Origin of the sequence: Micromonospora sp. RV43 (genome assembly GCF_001029515.1) — a bacterium.
GTDB lineage: Bacteria > Actinomycetota > Actinomycetes > Mycobacteriales > Micromonosporaceae > Micromonospora > Micromonospora aurantiaca.
This window is the reverse complement of record NZ_LEKG01000001.1, coordinates 219,427-237,412: the sequence shown is the minus strand read 5'-3', so window position 1 is coordinate 237,412 and position 17,986 is coordinate 219,427. Positions and strand designations below refer to the sequence as shown.

The 17,986-nt window shown below is 71.0% G+C and carries 12 protein-coding genes and 1 pseudogene; 12 read left to right on the top strand and 1 reads right to left on the bottom strand.

The features are described 5' to 3' along the window. Positions 1–13: 13 nt before the first annotated feature. From ABD52_RS00985 to mmsB, 5 genes and pseudogenes are all read left to right on the top strand, one after another. The gene (locus ABD52_RS00985) at positions 14–1,108 is read left to right on the top strand and encodes a 12-oxophytodienoate reductase (protein WP_047890367.1); all 1,095 of its coding nucleotides are present in this window, start codon (positions 14–16) and stop codon (positions 1,106–1,108) included. A 185-nt stretch (positions 1,109–1,293) separates the two neighbouring features. Continuing rightward, a complete protein-coding gene (locus ABD52_RS00980; RefSeq protein WP_013286834.1) occupies positions 1,294–2,646 on the top strand; it encodes an endo-1,4-beta-xylanase in 1,353 nt (450 codons plus the stop codon). A gap of 336 nt (positions 2,647–2,982) precedes the next feature. Continuing rightward, positions 2,983–3,987 (top strand): annotated as a pseudogene (chvE, locus tag ABD52_RS00975) (multiple monosaccharide ABC transporter substrate-binding protein). Positions 3,988–4,070: 83 nt separating this feature from the next. After that, positions 4,071–5,609, top strand: a complete 1,539-nt coding sequence (gene mmsA, locus ABD52_RS00970; protein WP_047890368.1) for a multiple monosaccharide ABC transporter ATP-binding protein — start codon at positions 4,071–4,073, stop codon at positions 5,607–5,609. Next, complete coding sequence (mmsB, locus tag ABD52_RS00965; RefSeq protein WP_047890369.1) at positions 5,606–6,856, top strand: multiple monosaccharide ABC transporter permease; 1,251 nt, start codon at positions 5,606–5,608, stop codon at positions 6,854–6,856. Before mmsA ends, mmsB begins: the two co-directional genes overlap by 4 nt. Before the next feature lie 59 nt (positions 6,857–6,915). On the opposite strand, the gene ABD52_RS00960 is transcribed toward mmsB, so the two are convergent. Continuing rightward, positions 6,916–8,571, bottom strand: a complete 1,656-nt coding sequence (locus tag ABD52_RS00960) for a glycoside hydrolase family 27 protein (RefSeq protein WP_047890425.1) — start codon at positions 8,569–8,571, stop codon at positions 6,916–6,918. Positions 8,572–9,225: 654 nt separating this feature from the next. Here ABD52_RS00960 and araB point away from each other — a divergent pair. From araB to araA, 7 genes are all read left to right on the top strand, one after another. Beyond that, positions 9,226–10,908, top strand: coding sequence for a ribulokinase (gene araB, locus ABD52_RS00955; protein ID WP_047890371.1), 1,683 nt, complete (start codon positions 9,226–9,228; stop codon positions 10,906–10,908). After that, complete coding sequence (locus tag ABD52_RS00950) at positions 10,905–11,576, top strand: L-ribulose-5-phosphate 4-epimerase (protein ID WP_047890372.1); 672 nt, start codon at positions 10,905–10,907, stop codon at positions 11,574–11,576. Before araB ends, ABD52_RS00950 begins: the two co-directional genes overlap by 4 nt. A gap of 97 nt (positions 11,577–11,673) precedes the next feature. Continuing rightward, positions 11,674–12,669, top strand: a complete 996-nt coding sequence (locus ABD52_RS00945) for an ABC transporter substrate-binding protein (RefSeq protein ID WP_013286827.1) — start codon at positions 11,674–11,676, stop codon at positions 12,667–12,669. A gap of 72 nt (positions 12,670–12,741) precedes the next feature. Then, on the top strand, positions 12,742–14,283 hold the full coding sequence (locus ABD52_RS00940) for a sugar ABC transporter ATP-binding protein (RefSeq protein WP_047890374.1): 1,542 nt from the start codon (positions 12,742–12,744) through the stop codon (positions 14,281–14,283). After that, the gene (locus tag ABD52_RS00935; protein ID WP_047890375.1) at positions 14,280–15,350 is read left to right on the top strand and encodes an ABC transporter permease; all 1,071 of its coding nucleotides are present in this window, start codon (positions 14,280–14,282) and stop codon (positions 15,348–15,350) included. Before ABD52_RS00940 ends, ABD52_RS00935 begins: the two co-directional genes overlap by 4 nt. Further along, positions 15,347–16,339, top strand: coding sequence for a galactofuranose ABC transporter, permease protein YjfF (yjfF, locus tag ABD52_RS00930; protein ID WP_013286824.1), 993 nt, complete (start codon positions 15,347–15,349; stop codon positions 16,337–16,339). The genes ABD52_RS00935 and yjfF overlap by 4 nt, the downstream gene beginning before the upstream one ends. Positions 16,340–16,365: 26 nt before the next feature. Next, the gene (gene araA, locus ABD52_RS00925; protein WP_013286823.1) at positions 16,366–17,868 is read left to right on the top strand and encodes an L-arabinose isomerase; all 1,503 of its coding nucleotides are present in this window, start codon (positions 16,366–16,368) and stop codon (positions 17,866–17,868) included. Positions 17,869–17,986: the final 118 nt, after the last annotated feature.

The following is a 17,986-nucleotide window of genomic DNA, read 5'->3' as shown; positions in this document are numbered from 1 at the left end:
CTAGCGTCGGGTCATGAACGCGACCCTGGACACCGGATCGCCGGTGACGCCGCTGCTGGAACCCGTCACCGTCGCCGGGCTGCCGTTGCCGTCCCGCTTCGTGATGGCGCCGATGACCCGTAACCGCGCGCCGGGCGGCGTGCCGACGCCGGAGATGGCCGACTACTACCGGCGCCGCGCCGCGGCCGGCATCGGCCTGATCGTCACCGAGGGTGTGCTGGTCGACCATCCCAGCGCGGGGCACGAGGACACCGTGCCCCGGATGACCGCCGGCGCGGCCGAGGCCGGCTGGCGGGACGTGGTCGAGGCAGTGCACGCCGCCGGCGGCCGGATCGCCGCGCAGCTGTGGCACCTGGGCAGCCTGCGCGAACCGGTCGACGGCCGTCCGGCGTGGACACCCTCGGGGGTACGCGAGCCGGGCCGCCCCGCGCCGTACGCGATGACCGCGGCCGACGTGGACACCCTGCTCGCGGCGTACGCGAATGCAGCAGAGGTCGCGGTGCGGGCCGGGTTCGACGCGATCGAGATCCACGCCGCGCACGGTTACCTGCTCGACGAGTTCCTGTGGCCGTACACGAACCGCCGGACCGACGCGTTCGGCGGCTCGCCGGAGCGGCGGGCGGCGTTCCCGGCGGCGGTGGTGCGCGCGGTCCGCGCGCAGGTCCCGGCGCGTCACCCGGTGATCGTGCGGTTCTCCCAGTTCAAGGAGCGGGCGTTCGACGCGCGGATCGCCGAGACCCCGGGTGAGCTGGCGCAGATCCTCGGCGCGTTCGCCGAGGCCGGCGCGGACGTGCTGCACGCCTCGCAGCGCCGCTTCTGGCAGCCGGCGTTCCCCGGCTCGCCGCTGAACCTGGCCGGCTGGGCGAAGCGTCTCACCGGCCTGCCGTCGATCACCGTCGGCTCGGTCGGGCTGCGGCGGGACTTCCTGCGCCCGGACGGCCCGGAGTCGGTGGCGGGCCTGGCGGCGCGGCTGGCAGACGGGGAGTTCGACCTGGTCGCGCTGGGCCGCGCGCTGCTGGGCAACCCGGCCTGGGTGACGCACGCCGCCGCCGGACGGCTGGGCGAGATCGTCGACTACCGCAAGGCGCACGAGGACGTGTACCCCTAGGGCCGGGATGAGCCGAAGGGGTTGACGCCGGGGGATGTTATCGCTCACAGTCGATGGCAGGGCATGAGCGCCGCAAGGCTCACCGGGCGAGCCGCGCTGGTCGTACCTCGACACCACCGCCACCGGACGCGGGGTCGGGGAGTCGCACCACCACCATCGCGCAACCCCCCGGAAGAGGAATCCGCATGAGACGAAAGAGAGCCTTGCTGACCACCGGCATCCTGGCCGGCGCGCTCGCCGCCGGGATGGCGGTGGCCCTGGCGCCGGCCGCGAGCGCCGGCACCACGCTGCGCGCGGCGGCGGCCGAGAAGGGCCGCTACTTCGGCGCCGCCGTCGCCACCGGCAAGCTGTCCGACAACACGTACGCCACGGTGCTGAACCGCGAGTTCAACTCCGTGGTGGCCGAGAACGAGATGAAGTGGGACGCCACCGAGCCGCAGCAGGGGCGGTTCAGCTACACCGGCGGCGACCGGCTGGTCAGCCACGCCCGCGCGAACGGGATGTCGGTGCGCGGGCACACGCTGCTCTGGCACGCCCAGCAGCCGTCGTGGGCACAGGGCCTGTCCGGCAGCGCGCTGCGCAACGCCGCGATCAACCACGTCACCCAGGTGGCCACCCACTTCCGCGGGCAGATCTACGCCTGGGACGTGGTGAACGAGGCGTTCGCCGACGGCGGCAGCGGCGGGCGCCGCGACTCGAACCTGCAGCGCACCGGCAACGACTGGATCGAGGCGGCGTTCCGGGCGGCCCGCGCCGCGGACCCGGGCGCGAAGCTCTGCTACAACGACTACAACACCGACGGCATCAACGCGAAGTCGACGGGCATCTACAACATGGTCCGCGACTTCAAGTCGCGCGGCGTGCCGATCGACTGCGTCGGCTTCCAGTCGCACCTGGGCACCACGATCCCCGGCGACTACCAGGCCAACCTCCAGCGCTTCGCCGACCTGGGCGTCGAGGTGCAGATCACCGAGCTGGACGTGATGACCGGTGGCAACCAGGCGAACATCTACGCCGCCGTGACCCGCGCCTGCCTGGCGGTGTCGCGCTGCACCGGCATCACGGTCTGGGGCGTGCGGGACTGCGACTCGTGGCGCGGCTCGGACAACGCGCTGCTGTTCGACTGCGCGGGCAACAAGAAGGCGGCGTACAACGCGGTGCTCGACGCGCTGAACGCCGGCGGCAACAACCCGCCGCCGACCACGACGCCGCCGCCGAACAACCCGACCACCCCGCCGCCGGGTCAGGGCGGGTGTTCGGCCTCGGTGTCGCTGAACTCCTGGACCGGTGGGTTCGTGGCGACGGTGAAGGTGACCGCGGGCTCGTCGGGCACCCGGGGATGGACCGTCACCATGACGTTGCCGGGCGGCGCGAGCATCACCAACACCTGGAGCGCCACCGCGAGCGGGAGCAGCGGCACGGTGCGGTTCGCGAACGTGAGCTACAACGGCCAGCTCGGCGCCGGTCAGAGCACCGAGTTCGGGTTCCAGGGCAACGGCAGCGGATCGGGCATGACGCCCACCTGCTCCGCGACCTGAGCCGGGCCACCGCGGGGGCGGCGCGCCGTCGCCCCCGCGGTGTTCCGCCACGTCGTCCCGTCCGACCTGGACTGTCGTCTCTGTTACGAGAAAGAGACATGCGCATTTCGCGCGATTGGTTGACGGGGCAACTTGTGAGCGTTAACACTCCCCGTGAGGGTTACCTGTGTCACAGGGACCGCCACGACAGGGAGGACGCTCGTGCGCAGACGACTTCTGGCCGCACTCAGCGGTGCCGCGCTCGCGATCAGCCTGGCCGCCTGCAGCGGCGAGGGCGCGGGAGGCGGCGGAGACACCAGCTCGGCCAAGCCCGGCGACCTGACGATCGGCGTCTCGATGCCGACGCAGACCTCGGAACGGTGGATCGCCGACGGCAACTCGGTGAAGGAGAAGCTCCAGGCCAAGGGCTACAAGGTCGACCTCCAGTACGCCGGGGACGACATCCCGACCCAGTCGCAGCAGATCGACCAGATGATCACGCAGGGCGCGGACGTGCTGGTCATCGCCCCGATCGACGGCACCGCGCTCAGCGGCCAGCTCCAGGCCGCCGCGGCGGCGAAGATCCCGGTCATCTCCTACGACCGGCTCATCCGCAACAGCCCGAACGTCAGCTTCTACGTCAGCTTCGACAACTACAAGGTCGGCGTGGCGCAGGCCAACGCGCTCCTGGTCGGGCTCGGCCTGCTCACCAAGGACGGCGCCAAGGGCACCGCCACCGGCCCGTTCAACGTGGAGCTGTTCGCCGGCTCGCTCGACGACAACAACGCCGGGTTCTTCTTCAACGGCGCGATGGACACGCTGAAGCCGTACTTCGACGCCGGGACGCTGAAGGTCAAGTCCGGGCAGACCAAGATCGAGCAGGCCGCCATCCTGCGCTGGCAGTAGGAGACCGCGCAGAAGCGGATGGAGGACCTGCTCACCTCCAGCTACAACGACGGCAGCAAGGTCGACGGCGTGCTGTCGCCGTTCGACGGCCTGTCCCGCGGCATCATCACCGCGCTGCAGAACGCCGGCTACCGCGGCGGCGCCAAGAAGATGCCGGTGGTGACCGGCCAGGACGCCGAGGTCGCCTCGGTCAAGCTGATCAACGACGGCGTGCAGAGCTCGACCGTCTTCAAGGACACCCGGCTGCTGGCCGAGCAGGCGGTGATCGCCGCCGAGGCGTTCCTGCGCAAGGAGGAGCCGAAGGCCAACGAGACCAAGGCGTACAACAACGGCGTCAAGGTCGTGCCGGCGTTCCTGCTGCCGGTGCAGACCGTCTACAAGGAGGACATCAAGTCCGTCCTGATCGACTCCGGCTACCTGACCGAGCAGGAGGTCGCCGCGGGCCGGGCCGGCTGATCCGCGGCGACGGGCCCGGCGGCCGCCCGCGCCACCGGGCCCGTCCGCTCCGGACACCACGACCACGAGCAGGACGGATATCCATGAGCGATCACATCCTCGAGATGCGTGGCATCACGAAGACCTTCCCGGGCGTGACCGCGCTCCAGGACGTCTCGCTCGCCGTACGGCGTGGCGAGATCCACGCGATCTGCGGTGAGAACGGCGCCGGGAAGTCGACCCTGATGAAGGTGCTGTCCGGCGTCTACCCGGCGGGCAGCTACGACGGCCAGATCGTCTTCGACGGCGAGCCGGTCGGGTTCCGGGGGATCCAGGACAGCGAGGCCCGCGGCATCGTCATCATCCACCAGGAACTCGCGCTGGTGCCCTACCTGTCGATCGCCGAGAACATCTTCCTCGGCAACGAGCGCCGCGGCCGCGGCGGGCTCATCGACTGGCACCGGACCAACGCGGAGGCCGCGGCGCTGCTGCGGTCGGTCGGGCTGCACGAGAACCCGGTCACCCCGGTCATCCAGCTCGGTGTCGGCAAGCAGCAGCTCGTGGAGATCGCCAAGGCGCTGTCCAAGAAGGTACGGCTGCTGATCCTCGACGAGCCCACAGCGGCACTCAACGACGTCGACTCCGCGCACCTGCTGGACCTGATGCGCCGGCTGCGCGACCAGGGCATCACCTGCATCATGATCTCGCACAAGCTCGGCGAGATCACCGCCGTCGCCGACTCGACCACAGTCATCCGCGACGGCCGTACCGTCGAGACGCTGGACATGTCCGACGGCGCCGTCACCCAGGACCGGATCATCCGCGGCATGGTCGGCCGCGACCTGGCCGCCTTCTATCCGACCCGCAGCGTGACCCCCGGCGACGAGGTGCTGCGCATCGAGGACTGGTCGGTGCGCCACCCGACGCAGGACCGCCTGGTCGTCGACCGGGCCTCGCTGCACGTGCGGGCCGGGGAGGTCGTCGGCATCGCCGGCCTGATGGGCGCCGGGCGCACCGAGCTGGCGATGAGCGTGTTCGGCCGGGCGTACGGCCGGGACATCAGGGGGCGGCTGTTCGTCAAGGGCCGCGAGGTACGGGCGCGCACTGTCGCCGAGGCCATCGCCAACGGCATCGCGTACGCCACCGAGGACCGCAAGCACTACGGCCTCAACCTGATCGACGACGTGCGGGGCAACGTCTCGGCCGCCGCGCTCGACAAGCTGGCCCGGCACGGCTGGATCGACGGCAACCGCGAGATCCAGGTCGCCGAGCGGGGCCGGCGCGACATGAACATCAAGGCGCCGACCGTGATGTCGGTGGTGGGCAAGCTCTCCGGCGGCAACCAGCAGAAGGTCGTGCTGGCGAAGTGGCTGTTCACCGACCCGGACGTGCTGATCCTCGACGAACCGACCCGGGGCATCGACGTCGGCGCGAAGTTCGAGATCTACACGATCGTCAACCGGCTGGTGGCCGACGGCAAGGCCGTCGTGCTCATCTCCTCCGAACTGCCCGAGCTGCTCGGCATGTGCGACCGCATCTACACCCTGGCGGCCGGCCGCATCACCGGGGAGATGCCGGTGGCCGAGGCCACCCAGGAGAACCTGATGGAACTCATGACCAAGGACAGGGATCTCGTCCGATGACCAGCACGAAGCCTCCCCCCGCCACGAAGATCGCCGCGCCGGACACCGGCGCGGCGGCGACCCTGCACACCGGCACCAGCGATCCGCGCGCGCTGATCCTGGGCAACCTCCGGCAGAGCGGCATCTACATCGCCCTGGTGGTGATCGTGGCGCTGTTCGCGGTCCTCACCGACGGCGTCTCGCTGAGCCCCGGCAACCTGACGAACATCGTCCTCCAGTACTCCTACATCCTGGTGCTCGCGATCGGCATGGTCATCGTGATCATCGGCGGCCACATCGACCTGTCCGTGGGATCGGTGGTGGCGCTCACCGGAGCGGTCTCCGCGGTGCTCGTCATCCGCGAGGGCATGCCCTGGTGGGCGGGCGTCCTGGCCGCGCTCGCGGTGGGCGTCGCGGTCGGTGCGTGGCACGGGCTCTGGGTCGCGTACGCCGGCATCCCGGCGTTCATCGTCACCCTGGCCGGCATGCTGCTGTTCCGGGGTCTGACGCTGCGCGTGCTGGACAACATCTCGCTGTCGCCGTTCCCAGAGGAGTACCAGCGGGTCGCCGCCGGGTTCCTCAACGGTCTGCTGGGCGGCCAGGGCTACGACGCCTTCACGCTGTTCAGCGGCGCCTTCGCCGTGGTCGGGTACGCGGTGAGCGTGTTCCGGACCCGGATCGCCCGGGTGCGCCACGAGCAGCCGGTGGAGTCGTTCCCGCTGTTCGTCCTGCGGATCGTGGTGGTCGGCGCCGTGGTCATGTGGTTCGCCTGGCAGCTCGCCCACGCCCGGGGCCTGCCGATCGTGCTGATCGTGCTCGCCGTGCTCGTGCTCGTCTACGGCCTGCTCACCCGCCGTACGGTGTTCGGCCGCCAGGTGTACGCCATCGGCGGCAACCTGCCCGCGGCGATGCTGTCCGGCGTACGGGTGAAGCGGGTCAACTTCTGGATCTTCGTCAACATGGGCTTCCTGTCCGCCGTGGCGGGCGTCATCTACTCGTCCCGGTCCAACGGGGCCCAGCCGGCGGCGGGCAACATGTTCGAGCTGGACGCGATCGCGGCGGCGTTCATCGGCGGCGCGGCCGTCACCGGTGGCGTCGGCACCGTGGTCGGCGCCATGGTGGGTGGCCTGATCATGGCGGTGATGAGCAACGGGATGCAGCTCATGGGCGTCGACCAGTCCGTCCAGTCGGTGGTCAAGGGCCTGGTACTGCTCGTCGCGGTGGCGTTCGACATCTGGAACAAGCGCCGGGCCGCCGGCGCCCGGTGACGGCCGGCCGGACGCTCGCCCCTTCGTCCGGCCGGCCGCCGTTCACCGGCCGTAGCCGCTCACGCCCGGCTCCACCGTTGGTTGGCGTTGCCGTGGCAGGTCCAGACGATCACCCGGGTGCCGTTGGCGGTGCCCGCGTTGTCGACGTCCAGGCACAGCGACGGGAAGCGCCCGTTGCTCACCGTGCCGTTGCCGTTGACGGTCCACTGCTGGTTGGTGCCGCCGTTGCAGTCCCAGATCTGCACCCGGGTGCCGGCCGTCGCGTTCGTCGGCACGTCCAGGCACTTGCCCAGCACCTGCAACGCCTGTCCGCTGGCGGTGAACTGCTGGTTGGCGTTGTTGTGGCAGTCCCAGACCAGCGTCCCGGTGCCGTTCGCGGTGCCGGCGTTGTCCACGTCGAGGCACCGGCCGGACGACTCGCTGCGCAGCCGGAACGTGGTCGGGACCGGCGGCGGCGTGGTGGTGCCGCCCCCGCTGACCCGGTAGACCACGGTGCCGTGCGCGGGCACGCTGGCGGAGATCGTGCCGGTGCTGGTGGAGGTGGCGTCGGTCCACGCGTCGCGCAGCGTGAACGAGCTGCCGCTCTTGCCCACCGCCGCCGCGGTGGTGGAGACCGTGGTGGTCGAGCTGCCCTGGTTGAACAGGGCGACCGCCACGTCGCCGTTGGCCAGCGGCTTGGCCAGCACCCGCCGGGTGCCGTCGAAGGAGACCTGGGCCGCCTGACGGCCGAGCGTGTCCTGGTTGATCGCGACCAGGTTCGCGTTGCGCAGGATCGCCAGCGTGGCCGCGTTCGCCGACCGTACGTCGTTGCCCATCATCAGCGGCGCGGCCAGGACCGCCCAGAGCGCGAAGTGGCTGCGCATCTCCGTGTCGTTCATGCCCCCTCGGCCGACCTCGAGCATGTCCGGGTCGTTGAACCCGCCGGGCGCGGCGTACCCGGCCAGCGGCACCGTGACGTCGACGATGTTCTGGATGCCCATCGGGTAGCCGTTCGTCTGACCGGTGTTCCACGCGTTGGTGATGTCCTCGGTGGTCCGCCAGAGGTTCGCCACGTCGCTCCAGTTGCGCTGCGGCCCGGTCTTGGCGTGGTAGCTGTTGGGGTTGATGCTGTAGACGATCGGCCGGCCGGTGGAGGCCAGCGCGTCGCGCATGATGCCGAACCGCGCCACCTGGTCGTTGATCGTGCCGGTGGACGAGCACCAGTCGTACTTCAGGTAGTCCACGCCCCAGGCGGCGAACTGCCGCGCGTCCTGGTACTCGTGGTTGAGGCTGCCGGTGGCGCCGGGGAACGCGCCGCCGACCTGGGCGCAGGTCTTGTCCAGCGGCACCTGGTAGATGCCGAACAGCAGGCCCCGGGCGTGCAGGTAGTCACCGAGCGACTTCATCCCGCTGGGGAACCGCTGCGGGTGCGCCTGGAGGTTGCCCTGCGAGTCCCGGTTCGGGTCGAACCAGCAGTCGTCCACGACGACGTACTTGTACCCGAGGTCGCGCAGGCCGTTGCTGACGATCGCGTCGGCGGTCTGGCGGATGAGGGTCTCGTTGATGTTGCAGCCGAAGGTGTTCCAGGTGTTCCACCCCATCGGCGGGGTACGGGCGACGCCGTTGTCCAGCGCCCGGGCGGGACGCGGGGCCACGGCCTGGTCGGTGACTGTCGCGGCGAGCGCCACCGCCGCGACGCCCAGGACGGCGAGCGTCCGTCGGGTCCATCTGCGCACTGATCCTCCTCGGTCGCCGGGCGCCGGCCGTGCCGGCGTCCGGTTGGGAGCGGCCCGCCGATCGCGCGGCGTCGCCCGGGGTGCGCGGGGACGTACGCGGCACGGCAGTGGAGAGGGGCCGGCCGGTCACCGGCGGGCGCTCGTGGGTGGTGGGTCCGGCGGTCGACGGGGTCGCCGTCCGCGTCGCCGCCCGGCTGCGGCGCCGGGGTTTCCCGGACGGCGGCGCCACGAAGCAGGGATGGCGAGAATGTTATCGCTGACATCAAACCCTGTAAATAGCGTGACGGTCCGCCCGGCCCGTGTCGGCGACCGTTCGCGCGGGTGTAGGCGCCGGGAAAAGTGCCGCTGAGGGGCGCTTTGCGACCTCGGGAGGCTCTCTCCGCGGGCCGGGGGCCCGCCGCGCCGATCGCGGCGGCACGACGATCCACTAAGGCATTGATTGTTGTCGCTAACAAGGCGCTCGCCGGGACTCGGGGGCCGGACCGGGAGCGCGTCCGTGTGGATCTCCTCCGGGTGCGGCCCCGCCGGTCCGTGCCGCCCGGCCGCGGTGGTCCGGCGAGGGTGGTTCCTCGTTACGTAGCTGTTGCCCGGAGGTGTCTTGACGGATGTATATGTGAGCGCTAACACTAACTCCGTGACACGGCGGAGGTGCAAATGAGCGAAGTGGACGCGTCCGACCGGTACGTGATCGGTGTCGATTTCGGCACGCTGTCCGGGCGGGCGCTCGTGGTCCGCGTCCGGGACGGCGCCGAACTCGGTACGGCGGTGCACGAGTACCGGCGCGGGGTCATCGAGACCGCGCTTCCCGACGGCGGCCCGGCGCTGCCCCCGGACTGGGCCCTCCAGGACCCGGACGACTACCGCGACGTGCTGCGCCACGCGGTGCCGGCCGCGCTCGCCGAAGCCGGCGTGGACCCGTCCCGGGTGGTGGGCATCGGCACCGACTTCACCGCCTGCACCGTGCTCCCGACGCTCGCCGACGGCACACCGCTGTGCGAGATCCCGCAACTGCGCGACCGCCCGCACGCCTGGGTGAAGCTCTGGAAGCACCACGCCGCGCAGCCGCACGCCGACCGGATCAACGCGCTGGCGGAAGAACGCGGCGAACCGTGGCTCGGCCGCTACGGCGGCAAGATCTCCGCGGAATGGCAGTTCGCCAAGGGCCTGCAGATCCTGGAGGAGGACCCGGAGGTCTACCGGCGGGCCGAGCGCTTCATCGAGGCCGCCGACTGGATCGTCTGGCAGCTGTGCGGCGCCGAGACCCGCAACGTCTGCACGGCCGGCTACAAGGGCATCCGGCAGGACGGCCGCTACCCGTCGCCGGACTACCTGGCCGCGCTCGACCCCGGATTCGCCGACTTCGTGACCAAGCTGGACGGTCCGCTGCTGCCGCTGGGCGCGCGGGCCGGCACGCTCAGCGCCCGCGCCGCGGCCTGGACCGGACTGCCCGAGGGCATCGCGGTCGCGGCGGGCAACGTCGACGCCCACGTCACCGCCGCGTCGGCCCAGGCGCTGCGGCCCGGCCGGCTGGTCGCCATCATGGGCACCTCCACCTGCCACGTCCTCAACGGCACCCACCCGGCCGAGGTGCCGGGCATGTGCGGCGTGGTCGACGGCGGCATCAGCCCCGGCGCCTGGGGCTTCGAGGCCGGGCAGAGCGGGGTGGGGGACATCTTCGGCTGGTTCGTCCGCCACGCCGCCCCGGCGGGGTTCGACTCGCACGAGCGGCTCACCGAGGCCGCCGGCGCCCAGCCGGTCGGCGCGCACGGGCTGGTGGCGCTGGACTGGTGGAACGGCAACCGGTCCCTGCTGGTCAACCACGACCTCAGCGGGATGATCGTCGGGCTGACGCTGGCCACCCGGCCGCCGGACGTCTACCGCGCGCTGCTGGAGGCGACCGCGTACGGCACCCGGATGATCGTCGAGGCGTTCGGGCAGGCCGGGGTGCCGGTCGACGACCTGGTGGTGGCCGGTGGTCTCACCTCCAACCGGCTGCTCATGCAGATCTACGCCGACGTCACGAACCGGCCGCTGAGCATCATCGGCTCCGCCCAGGGCCCGGCGCTCGGCTCGGCCATCCACGCGGCTGTCGCCGCTGGGGCGTACCCGACGATCCACGAGGCGTCCGCCGCGATGGGGCGCATCGACGAGGCCGTCTACCGGCCCGTACCGGAGAACGTGCGGGCCTACGACGCCCTGTACGCCGAGTACCGCGCGTTGCACGACCACTTCGGCCGCGGCGCGAACGACGTCATGCTCCGCCTGCGGGCGATCCGCAACGCGGCGGTCGACGCCGCCGCGGACCGTACCGCCGCGACCCTGGAGGTGGTCGGATGAACAGCCAGGTCAACGCGCTACGCGAGACGGTGGCCCGTCTGCACCGCGAACTGACCCGCTACGACCTGGTGGCCTGGACCGCCGGCAACGTGTCGGCCCGCGTACCCGGTCAGGACCTGATGGTCATCAAGCCCAGCGGCGTCGACTACGACGACCTGACCGCCGGGGCCATGGTGGTCTGCGACCTCAACGGCACGGTCGTCGACGGCGACGGCGCCCCGTCCAGCGACACCGCCGCGCACGCCTACGTCTACCGCGCGATGCCCGAGGTCGGCGGCGTCGTGCACACGCACAGCGGGTACGCCACCGCCTGGGCGGCCCGCGGCGAGGCGATCCCGTGCTGGCTGACCGCGCAGGCCGACGAGTTCGGCGGGGAGATCCCGATCGGGCCGTTCGCGCTGATCGGCGGCGACGACATCGGCAAGGGCATCGTCAGCACGCTGTCCGGGCACCGCTCACCGGCGGTGCTCATGCGCAACCACGGCGTCTTCACCATCGGCCGCGACGCCCGGGCGGCGGTCAAGGCCGCGGTGATGTGCGAGGACGTGGCCCGCACCGCACACCTGGCCCGCGCGCTCGGCCGGCCGGTGCCGATCGCGCCGGCCGACATCGACTCGCTCTACGACCGCTACCAGAACGTGTACGGCCAACGCCCGTCGGCGCACTGACCCCGGACCGCGCCGCGCACCCCCCACCACCACATCCGGGCCGCTCCGGTTTCCGCCGGTCGCGCGCCCGGAACATCCAACCCCCGGAGGAGAATCGATGAGAAGCAGGAGCACGGCACGCACTGTCATCGCGGCGTTCGCCGGCGTGCTGCTCGCCGCCAGCATGGCCGCGTGCGGCAACAGCGACACCGGCGGCGGTTCCGGCGACGGCAACGACAAGATCGTCCTGGGCTTCTCCCAGGTGGGCGCCGAGAGTGGCTGGCGCACCGCCAACACCACCTCGATCAAGGAGGCGGCGGCCGAGGCGGGCATCGAGCTGAAGTTCGACGACGCCCAGCAGAAGCAGGAGAACCAGATCAAGGCGATCCGCAACTTCATCCAGCAGAAGGTCGACGTGATCGCCTTCTCGCCGGTGGTGGAGTCCGGCTGGGACACCGTGCTCAAGGAGGCCAAGGACGCCAAGATCCCGGTGATCCTGACCGACCGCGCCGTCGACTCGGCCGACAAGTCGCTCTACAAGACGTTCCTCGGCTCGGACTTCGTCAAGGAGGGCCGCCTCGCCGGCGAGTGGCTGGTGGAGCAGAAGAAGGCGGCGTCCGGCCCGGTCAACATCGTGGAGCTTCAGGGCACGACCGGCTCGGCGCCGGCCAACGACCGGAAGAAGGGCTTCGCCGAGGCCATCGCCGCCAACCCGAACCTGAAGATCGTCGCCTCGCAGACCGGTGACTTCACCCGCGCCGGCGGCAAGCAGGTGATGGAGCAGTTCCTCAAGGCCAACCCGAAGATCGACGTGCTCTTCGCGCACAACGACGACATGGGCCTGGGGGCGCTCGAGGCGATCACCGCGGCGGGCAAGGAGCCCGGCAAGGACATCACCATCATCACCGTCGACGCGGTGAAGGACGGCATGCAGGCCCTCGCGGACGGCAAGTTCAACTTCATCGCCGAGTGCAGCCCGCTGCTCGGCCCGCAGCTGATGGACCTGGTCAAGAAGGTCAAGGCCGGCGAGGAGGTGCCCGCCCGGATCGAGACCGAGGAGACCACGTTCACCCAGGAGCAGGCCAAGGAGGCACTGCCCAACCGCAAGTACTGAGTCACCCGGGGGTCGCCGTCGCAACCGACGGCGGCCCCCGTACCACCACCGTCGAAGAAGAGGTCCGATGGGATGACGGGTAACCGTCCGGTCCTGACCATGACCGGCATCAGCAAGACCTTCCCCGGGGTCCGCGCACTGCGCGACGTCGACTTCCGGCTGTTCCCGGGCGAGGTCCACGCCCTGATGGGCGAGAACGGCGCCGGCAAGTCCACCCTGATCAAGGTGTTGACCGGCGTCTACGGGACCGACGCGGGCGTCGTCACGCTCGACGGCGAGCAGGTCTCGTTCACCGGTCCGATGCAGGCCGCAGCGGCCGGTGTCAGCACCGTCTACCAGGAGGTCAACCTCTGCACCAACCTGTCGGTGGCGGAGAACGTCTTCATCGGCCGGGAGCCCCGCCGGCTCGGCGCGGTGCGCTGGGGCGAGATGCGCCGCCGGGCCCGCGACCTGCTGGCCCGGCTCGATCTCGACCTCGACGTCTCCGCGCCGCTCGGCTCGTACTCGCTCGCGGTGCAGCAGATGGTCGCCATCGCCCGCGCGATCGACGTGCAGGCCCGGGTGCTGATCCTGGACGAGCCGACCTCCAGTCTGGACGCCGGCGAGGTGGCGCAGCTGTTCCGGATCATGCGGCAGCTGCGTGACGAGGGGATCGCGATCCTGTTCGTCACCCACTTCCTCGACCAGGTCTACGGCATCGCCGACCGGATCACGGTGCTGCGCAACGGCACGCTCGTGGGGGAGTACCGCACCGAGGAGCTGCCGCAGTTCAGCCTGGTCGAGAAGATGATCGGCCAGGAGCTGGACGTGCTGGAGCGGCTCGACGAGCAGCAGAAGCGCGCCACAGTCGACGCCGGTGGCGAGGCCCCGCTCGTGGACGCCGCCGAACTGGGCCGGCGTGGCGCTGTCGCCCCGTTCAGCCTCCGCATCCACGCCGGTGAGGTGGTCGGCCTGGCCGGCCTGCTCGGCTCCGGCCGGACCGAGGTGGCGCGGCTGATCTTCGGCGCCGACCGGGCCGACCACGGCCAGGTACGGCTCGACGGCGGCCGGGCGCCCGTGCGCAACCCGATGCAGGCCATCGGCCAGGGCGTCGGGTTCTGCTCGGAGAACCGCCGGGCCGAGGGCATCGTTCCGGAGCTGACGGTACGGGAGAACATGATCCTGGCGATGCAGGCCGCGCGCGGCTGGCTGCGTCCGATCCCGCGCCGCCGCCAGGACGAACTGGTCCGCAGGTACGTGGAGGCGCTGAGCATCCGCCCGGCCAACCCGGAACTGCCGGTTCGCAACCTGTCCGGCGGCAACCAGCAGAAGGTGCTGCTGGCCCGCTGGCTGATCACCGAGCCGCGCCTGCTGATCCTGGACGAGCCGACCCGCGGCATCGACGTCGGTGCCAAGGCCGAGATCCAGAAGCTGGTGGTGCAGCTCTCCGACGGCGGGATGGCGGTGCTGTTCATCTCCGCCGAGCTGGAGGAGGTGCTGCGCCTGAGCCACCGGGTCGCGGTCATGCGCGACCGGGAGATGGTCGCCCAGCTCGACAACGACGACACGCTCGACGCCGACCGCGTCATGCGCACCATCGCCAGTGGAACGCCCCGGGAGGAGGTGACCCCATGACCGCCGTCGCCGACCGCCTCCGCCCGCTGACCGGCCACCGCCTGTTCTGGCCGGCGCTCGTGCTCGTGGTCATGATCGCCGCGAACACCGTCTACCGTCCCGGCTTCCTCGCCGTCGAGGTCAAGAACGGCCACCTGTACGGCACGCCGATCGACATCCTCCGGCTGAGCGCGCCGCTGATCCTGGTCGCGCTCGGGATGACGCTCGTCATCGCCACCGGCGGCATCGACCTGTCGGTCGGTTCGCTCTGCGCGATCAGCGGCGCGATCGCCTGCCTGCACATCAGCGGGGCGGCCGATCAGAACAGCCCGGCCACGGTGGCCACCGCGCTGGCCCTGGCCTTCGGCGCCGCGCTCGTGCTCGGCGCCTGGAACGGGATACTCGTGGCGGTCATCGGCATCCAGCCGATCATCGCCACGCTGATCCTCATGGTGGCCGGGCGGGGCATCGCCCAGCTGGTCACCGAGGGCCAGATCATCACGATCAACTCCGGTCCGTACCGGGCGATCGGGCTCGGGCACTTCCTGACGCTGCCGCTGGCCGTCCTGATCGCGCTCGCCGCCGCGCTGCTCGTGGCCGCGTTCACCCGCCGCACGGCGCTCGGGCTGATCGTCGAGTCGGTCGGCGGCAACGCCGAGGCCAGCCGGCTCGCCGGCATCCGGTCGCGGCGCATCGTCTTCCTCGTCTACGTGATCAGCGCCGTCTGCGCCGCGCTCGCCGGTTTCATGGTCACCGCGAACGTCTCCAGCGCCGACGGCAACGCCGCCGGCCTGTGGATCGAACTCGACGCGATCCTGGCGGTCGTCATCGGCGGCACCTCACTGGCCGGCGGCCGGTTCTCCCTCGGCGGCACCGTCCTCGGCGCGCTGATCATCCAGACCCTGACCACCACCGTGTACGCCATGAACATCTCGCCGCAGACGTCGCTGCTGTTCAAGGCGGTCGTCGTCATCGCCGTCTGCCTCGTCCAGGCCCCGGCGTTCCGGGCCCGGCTGCGCCGGCGACGGCGCGGGACCGAACCCGGCCCGGCGGCACCGCAGCGGGAGAAGGAGCAGGTGCCGGCATGAGCAGCACGTCGTTGACCACCGGCCGGTCCTGGCGGCCCAGCCTGCCCCGCCGGCACGTCCCGGTGCTGGCCACGCTCGCCCTGCTGCTGGTCATGTACGGCATCGGCGTGTCCCAGTACCGCGCCTTCTCCAACGTCCAGGTCGTCTTCAACGTCTTCATCGACAACGGCTTCCTGCTCGTCGTCGCGGTCGGCATGACGTTCGTGATCCTCACCGGCGGCATCGACCTGTCCGTCGGCTCGGTGGTGGCGATGACCGCGATGGTGTCGGCCGCGCTGCTGCGCGACGGCCTGCCCGCGGCCCTGGTGCTGGTGATCGCGCTGCTGATCGGCCCGACGCTCGGGTTTCTGATGGGCTGCGCGATCCACTTCTTCGAGATCCAGCCGTTCATCGTGACACTCGCCGGGATGTTCTTCGCCCGGGGCATGTGCACGTTCATCAGCGACGCCTCCATCTCCATCACCGACGGTTTCTGGACCTCGATGTCGCAGCAGCGCATCGGCGACCCGGCCGGCAACTTCGTGTCGATCAGCGTACTGATCGCGTTCGCGGTGGTGCTGATCGCGGCGTACGTGCTGGCGTACACCCGGTTCGGCCGCAACGTGTACGCGGTCGGCGGCAACGCGCAGTCGGCGCTGCTGATGGGCCTGCCGGTGGCGCGGACCCGGATCGCCGTCTACACGATCAGCGGGCTCTGCTCGGCGATCGGCGGCATCCTGCTGTCGTTCTACACGCTCTCCGGCGCGCCGCTGATCGCCGTCGGGATGGAGCTGGACGTGATCGCCGCCGTGGTGATCGGCGGCACCGTGCTCACCGGCGGTTCCGGGTACGTCTTCGGCACCGTGCTCGGCGTGCTGGTGCTGGGCGTGATCCAGACGCTGATCACGTTCGACGGCAGCCTCAACTCCTGGTGGACCAAGATCGTGATCGGTGGCCTGCTGTTCGCGTTCATCCTCCTCCAGCGCCTCATCGGCATCCGGTTCAAGTGACGGTTCCTAGCGCGGAAGGCAACAACATGGCAACTCACCCCCAGCCCGAGGTCTGGTTCCTCACCGGCAGCCAGGGCCTCTACGGCGAGGACACCCTGCGGCAGGTCGCCGAGCAGTCCCGGCAGATCGCCGCGCGCCTGGACGAGTCGCCGGACATCCCCGTACGCGTGGTCTGGAAGCCGGTCCTCACCTCCAGCGCGGACATCCTCGCCGCCTGCCGGGACGCGGCCGCGCAGGGCGCGGTCGGGGTGATCGCCTGGATGCACACGTTCTCCCCGGCCAAGATGTGGATCTCCGGGCTGGACGCGCTGCGCACGCCGCTGCTGCACCTGCACACGCAGGCCAACGTGGCGCTGCCGTGGGACGACATCGACATGGACTTCATGAACCTCAACCAGGCCGCGCACGGCGACCGGGAGTTCGGGTTCATCCAGACCCGGCTCGGGGTGGCGCGCAAGACCGTCGCCGGGCACGTCACCGACCCCCGGGTCGTCGGGCGGGTCGCGGCCTGGGCCCGCGCCGCGATCGGCTGGTCGGCGGTGCGGACGCTGCGGCTGGCCCGCTTCGGCGACAACATGCGCGACGTCGCGGTCACCGAGGGGGACAAGGTCGAGGCGGAGCTGCGCTTCGGCGTCTCGGTCAACACCTACGGCGTCAACGACCTGGTCGCCGCCGTCGACCAGGTGCCCGACGCGCAGGTCGACGACCTGGTCAAGGAGTACGACGACACCTTCCGCGTCGCGTCCGAGCTGCGGCCCGGCGGGGACCGGCACGACTCGCTGCGGTACGCGGCGCGCCAGGAGCTGGGCCTGCGTGCCTTCCTCGACGCCGGCGGTTTCCGGGCGTTCACCACGAACTTCGAGGACCTCGGCGGACTGCGCCAGCTCCCCGGGATCGCGGTGCAGCGCCTGATGGCCGACGGCTACGGCTTCGGCGGCGAGGGGGACTGGAAGACCTCGGTGCTGGTGCACACGCTCAAGGCGATGGCCGTCGGCGTGCCGGGCGGCACCTCGTTCATGGAGGACTACACCTACGACCTGACGTTCGGTCAGGAGCTGATCCTCGGCGCGCACATGCTGGAGGTGTGCCCGAGCATCGCCGCCGACGTACCCAGCGCGGAGGTGCACCCGCTGAGCATCGGCGGGCGGGAGGACCCGGTACGCCTGGTCTTCGACGCCGCGCCCGGCCCGGCGGTCGTGCTGGGCATGGTGGACATGGGGGAGCGGTTCCGGCTGGTCGCCAACGCGGTGGACGTGGTGCCGCCGCCGCACCCGCTGCGCCGGCTGCCGGTGGCGCGCGCGGTGTGGCGTCCGCAGCCCGACCTGGCCGGCTCGGCGGAGGCGTGGATCACCGCGGGCGGGCCGCACCACACCGTCCTCTCCCAGGCCGTCGGCATGGAGGAGCTGCGCGACCTGGCCGCGATGGCCCGGACCGAGCTGGTGGTCATCGACGCCGAGACGCGCCCCCACCGCTTCGCGGACGAGCTGCGCTGGAACCAGGCGTACTACCGGCTCGCCCGGGGTTTCTGAGCCGCCACGGGCCGCCTCGGGCCGCCCGTGCGGCGGGGTCCGTGTTACGCCTTGACGAACGGCATGTTATCGCTCACAGTCGATGGATAGGGTCACCGGCACCGCTCGCGGGCCGTTC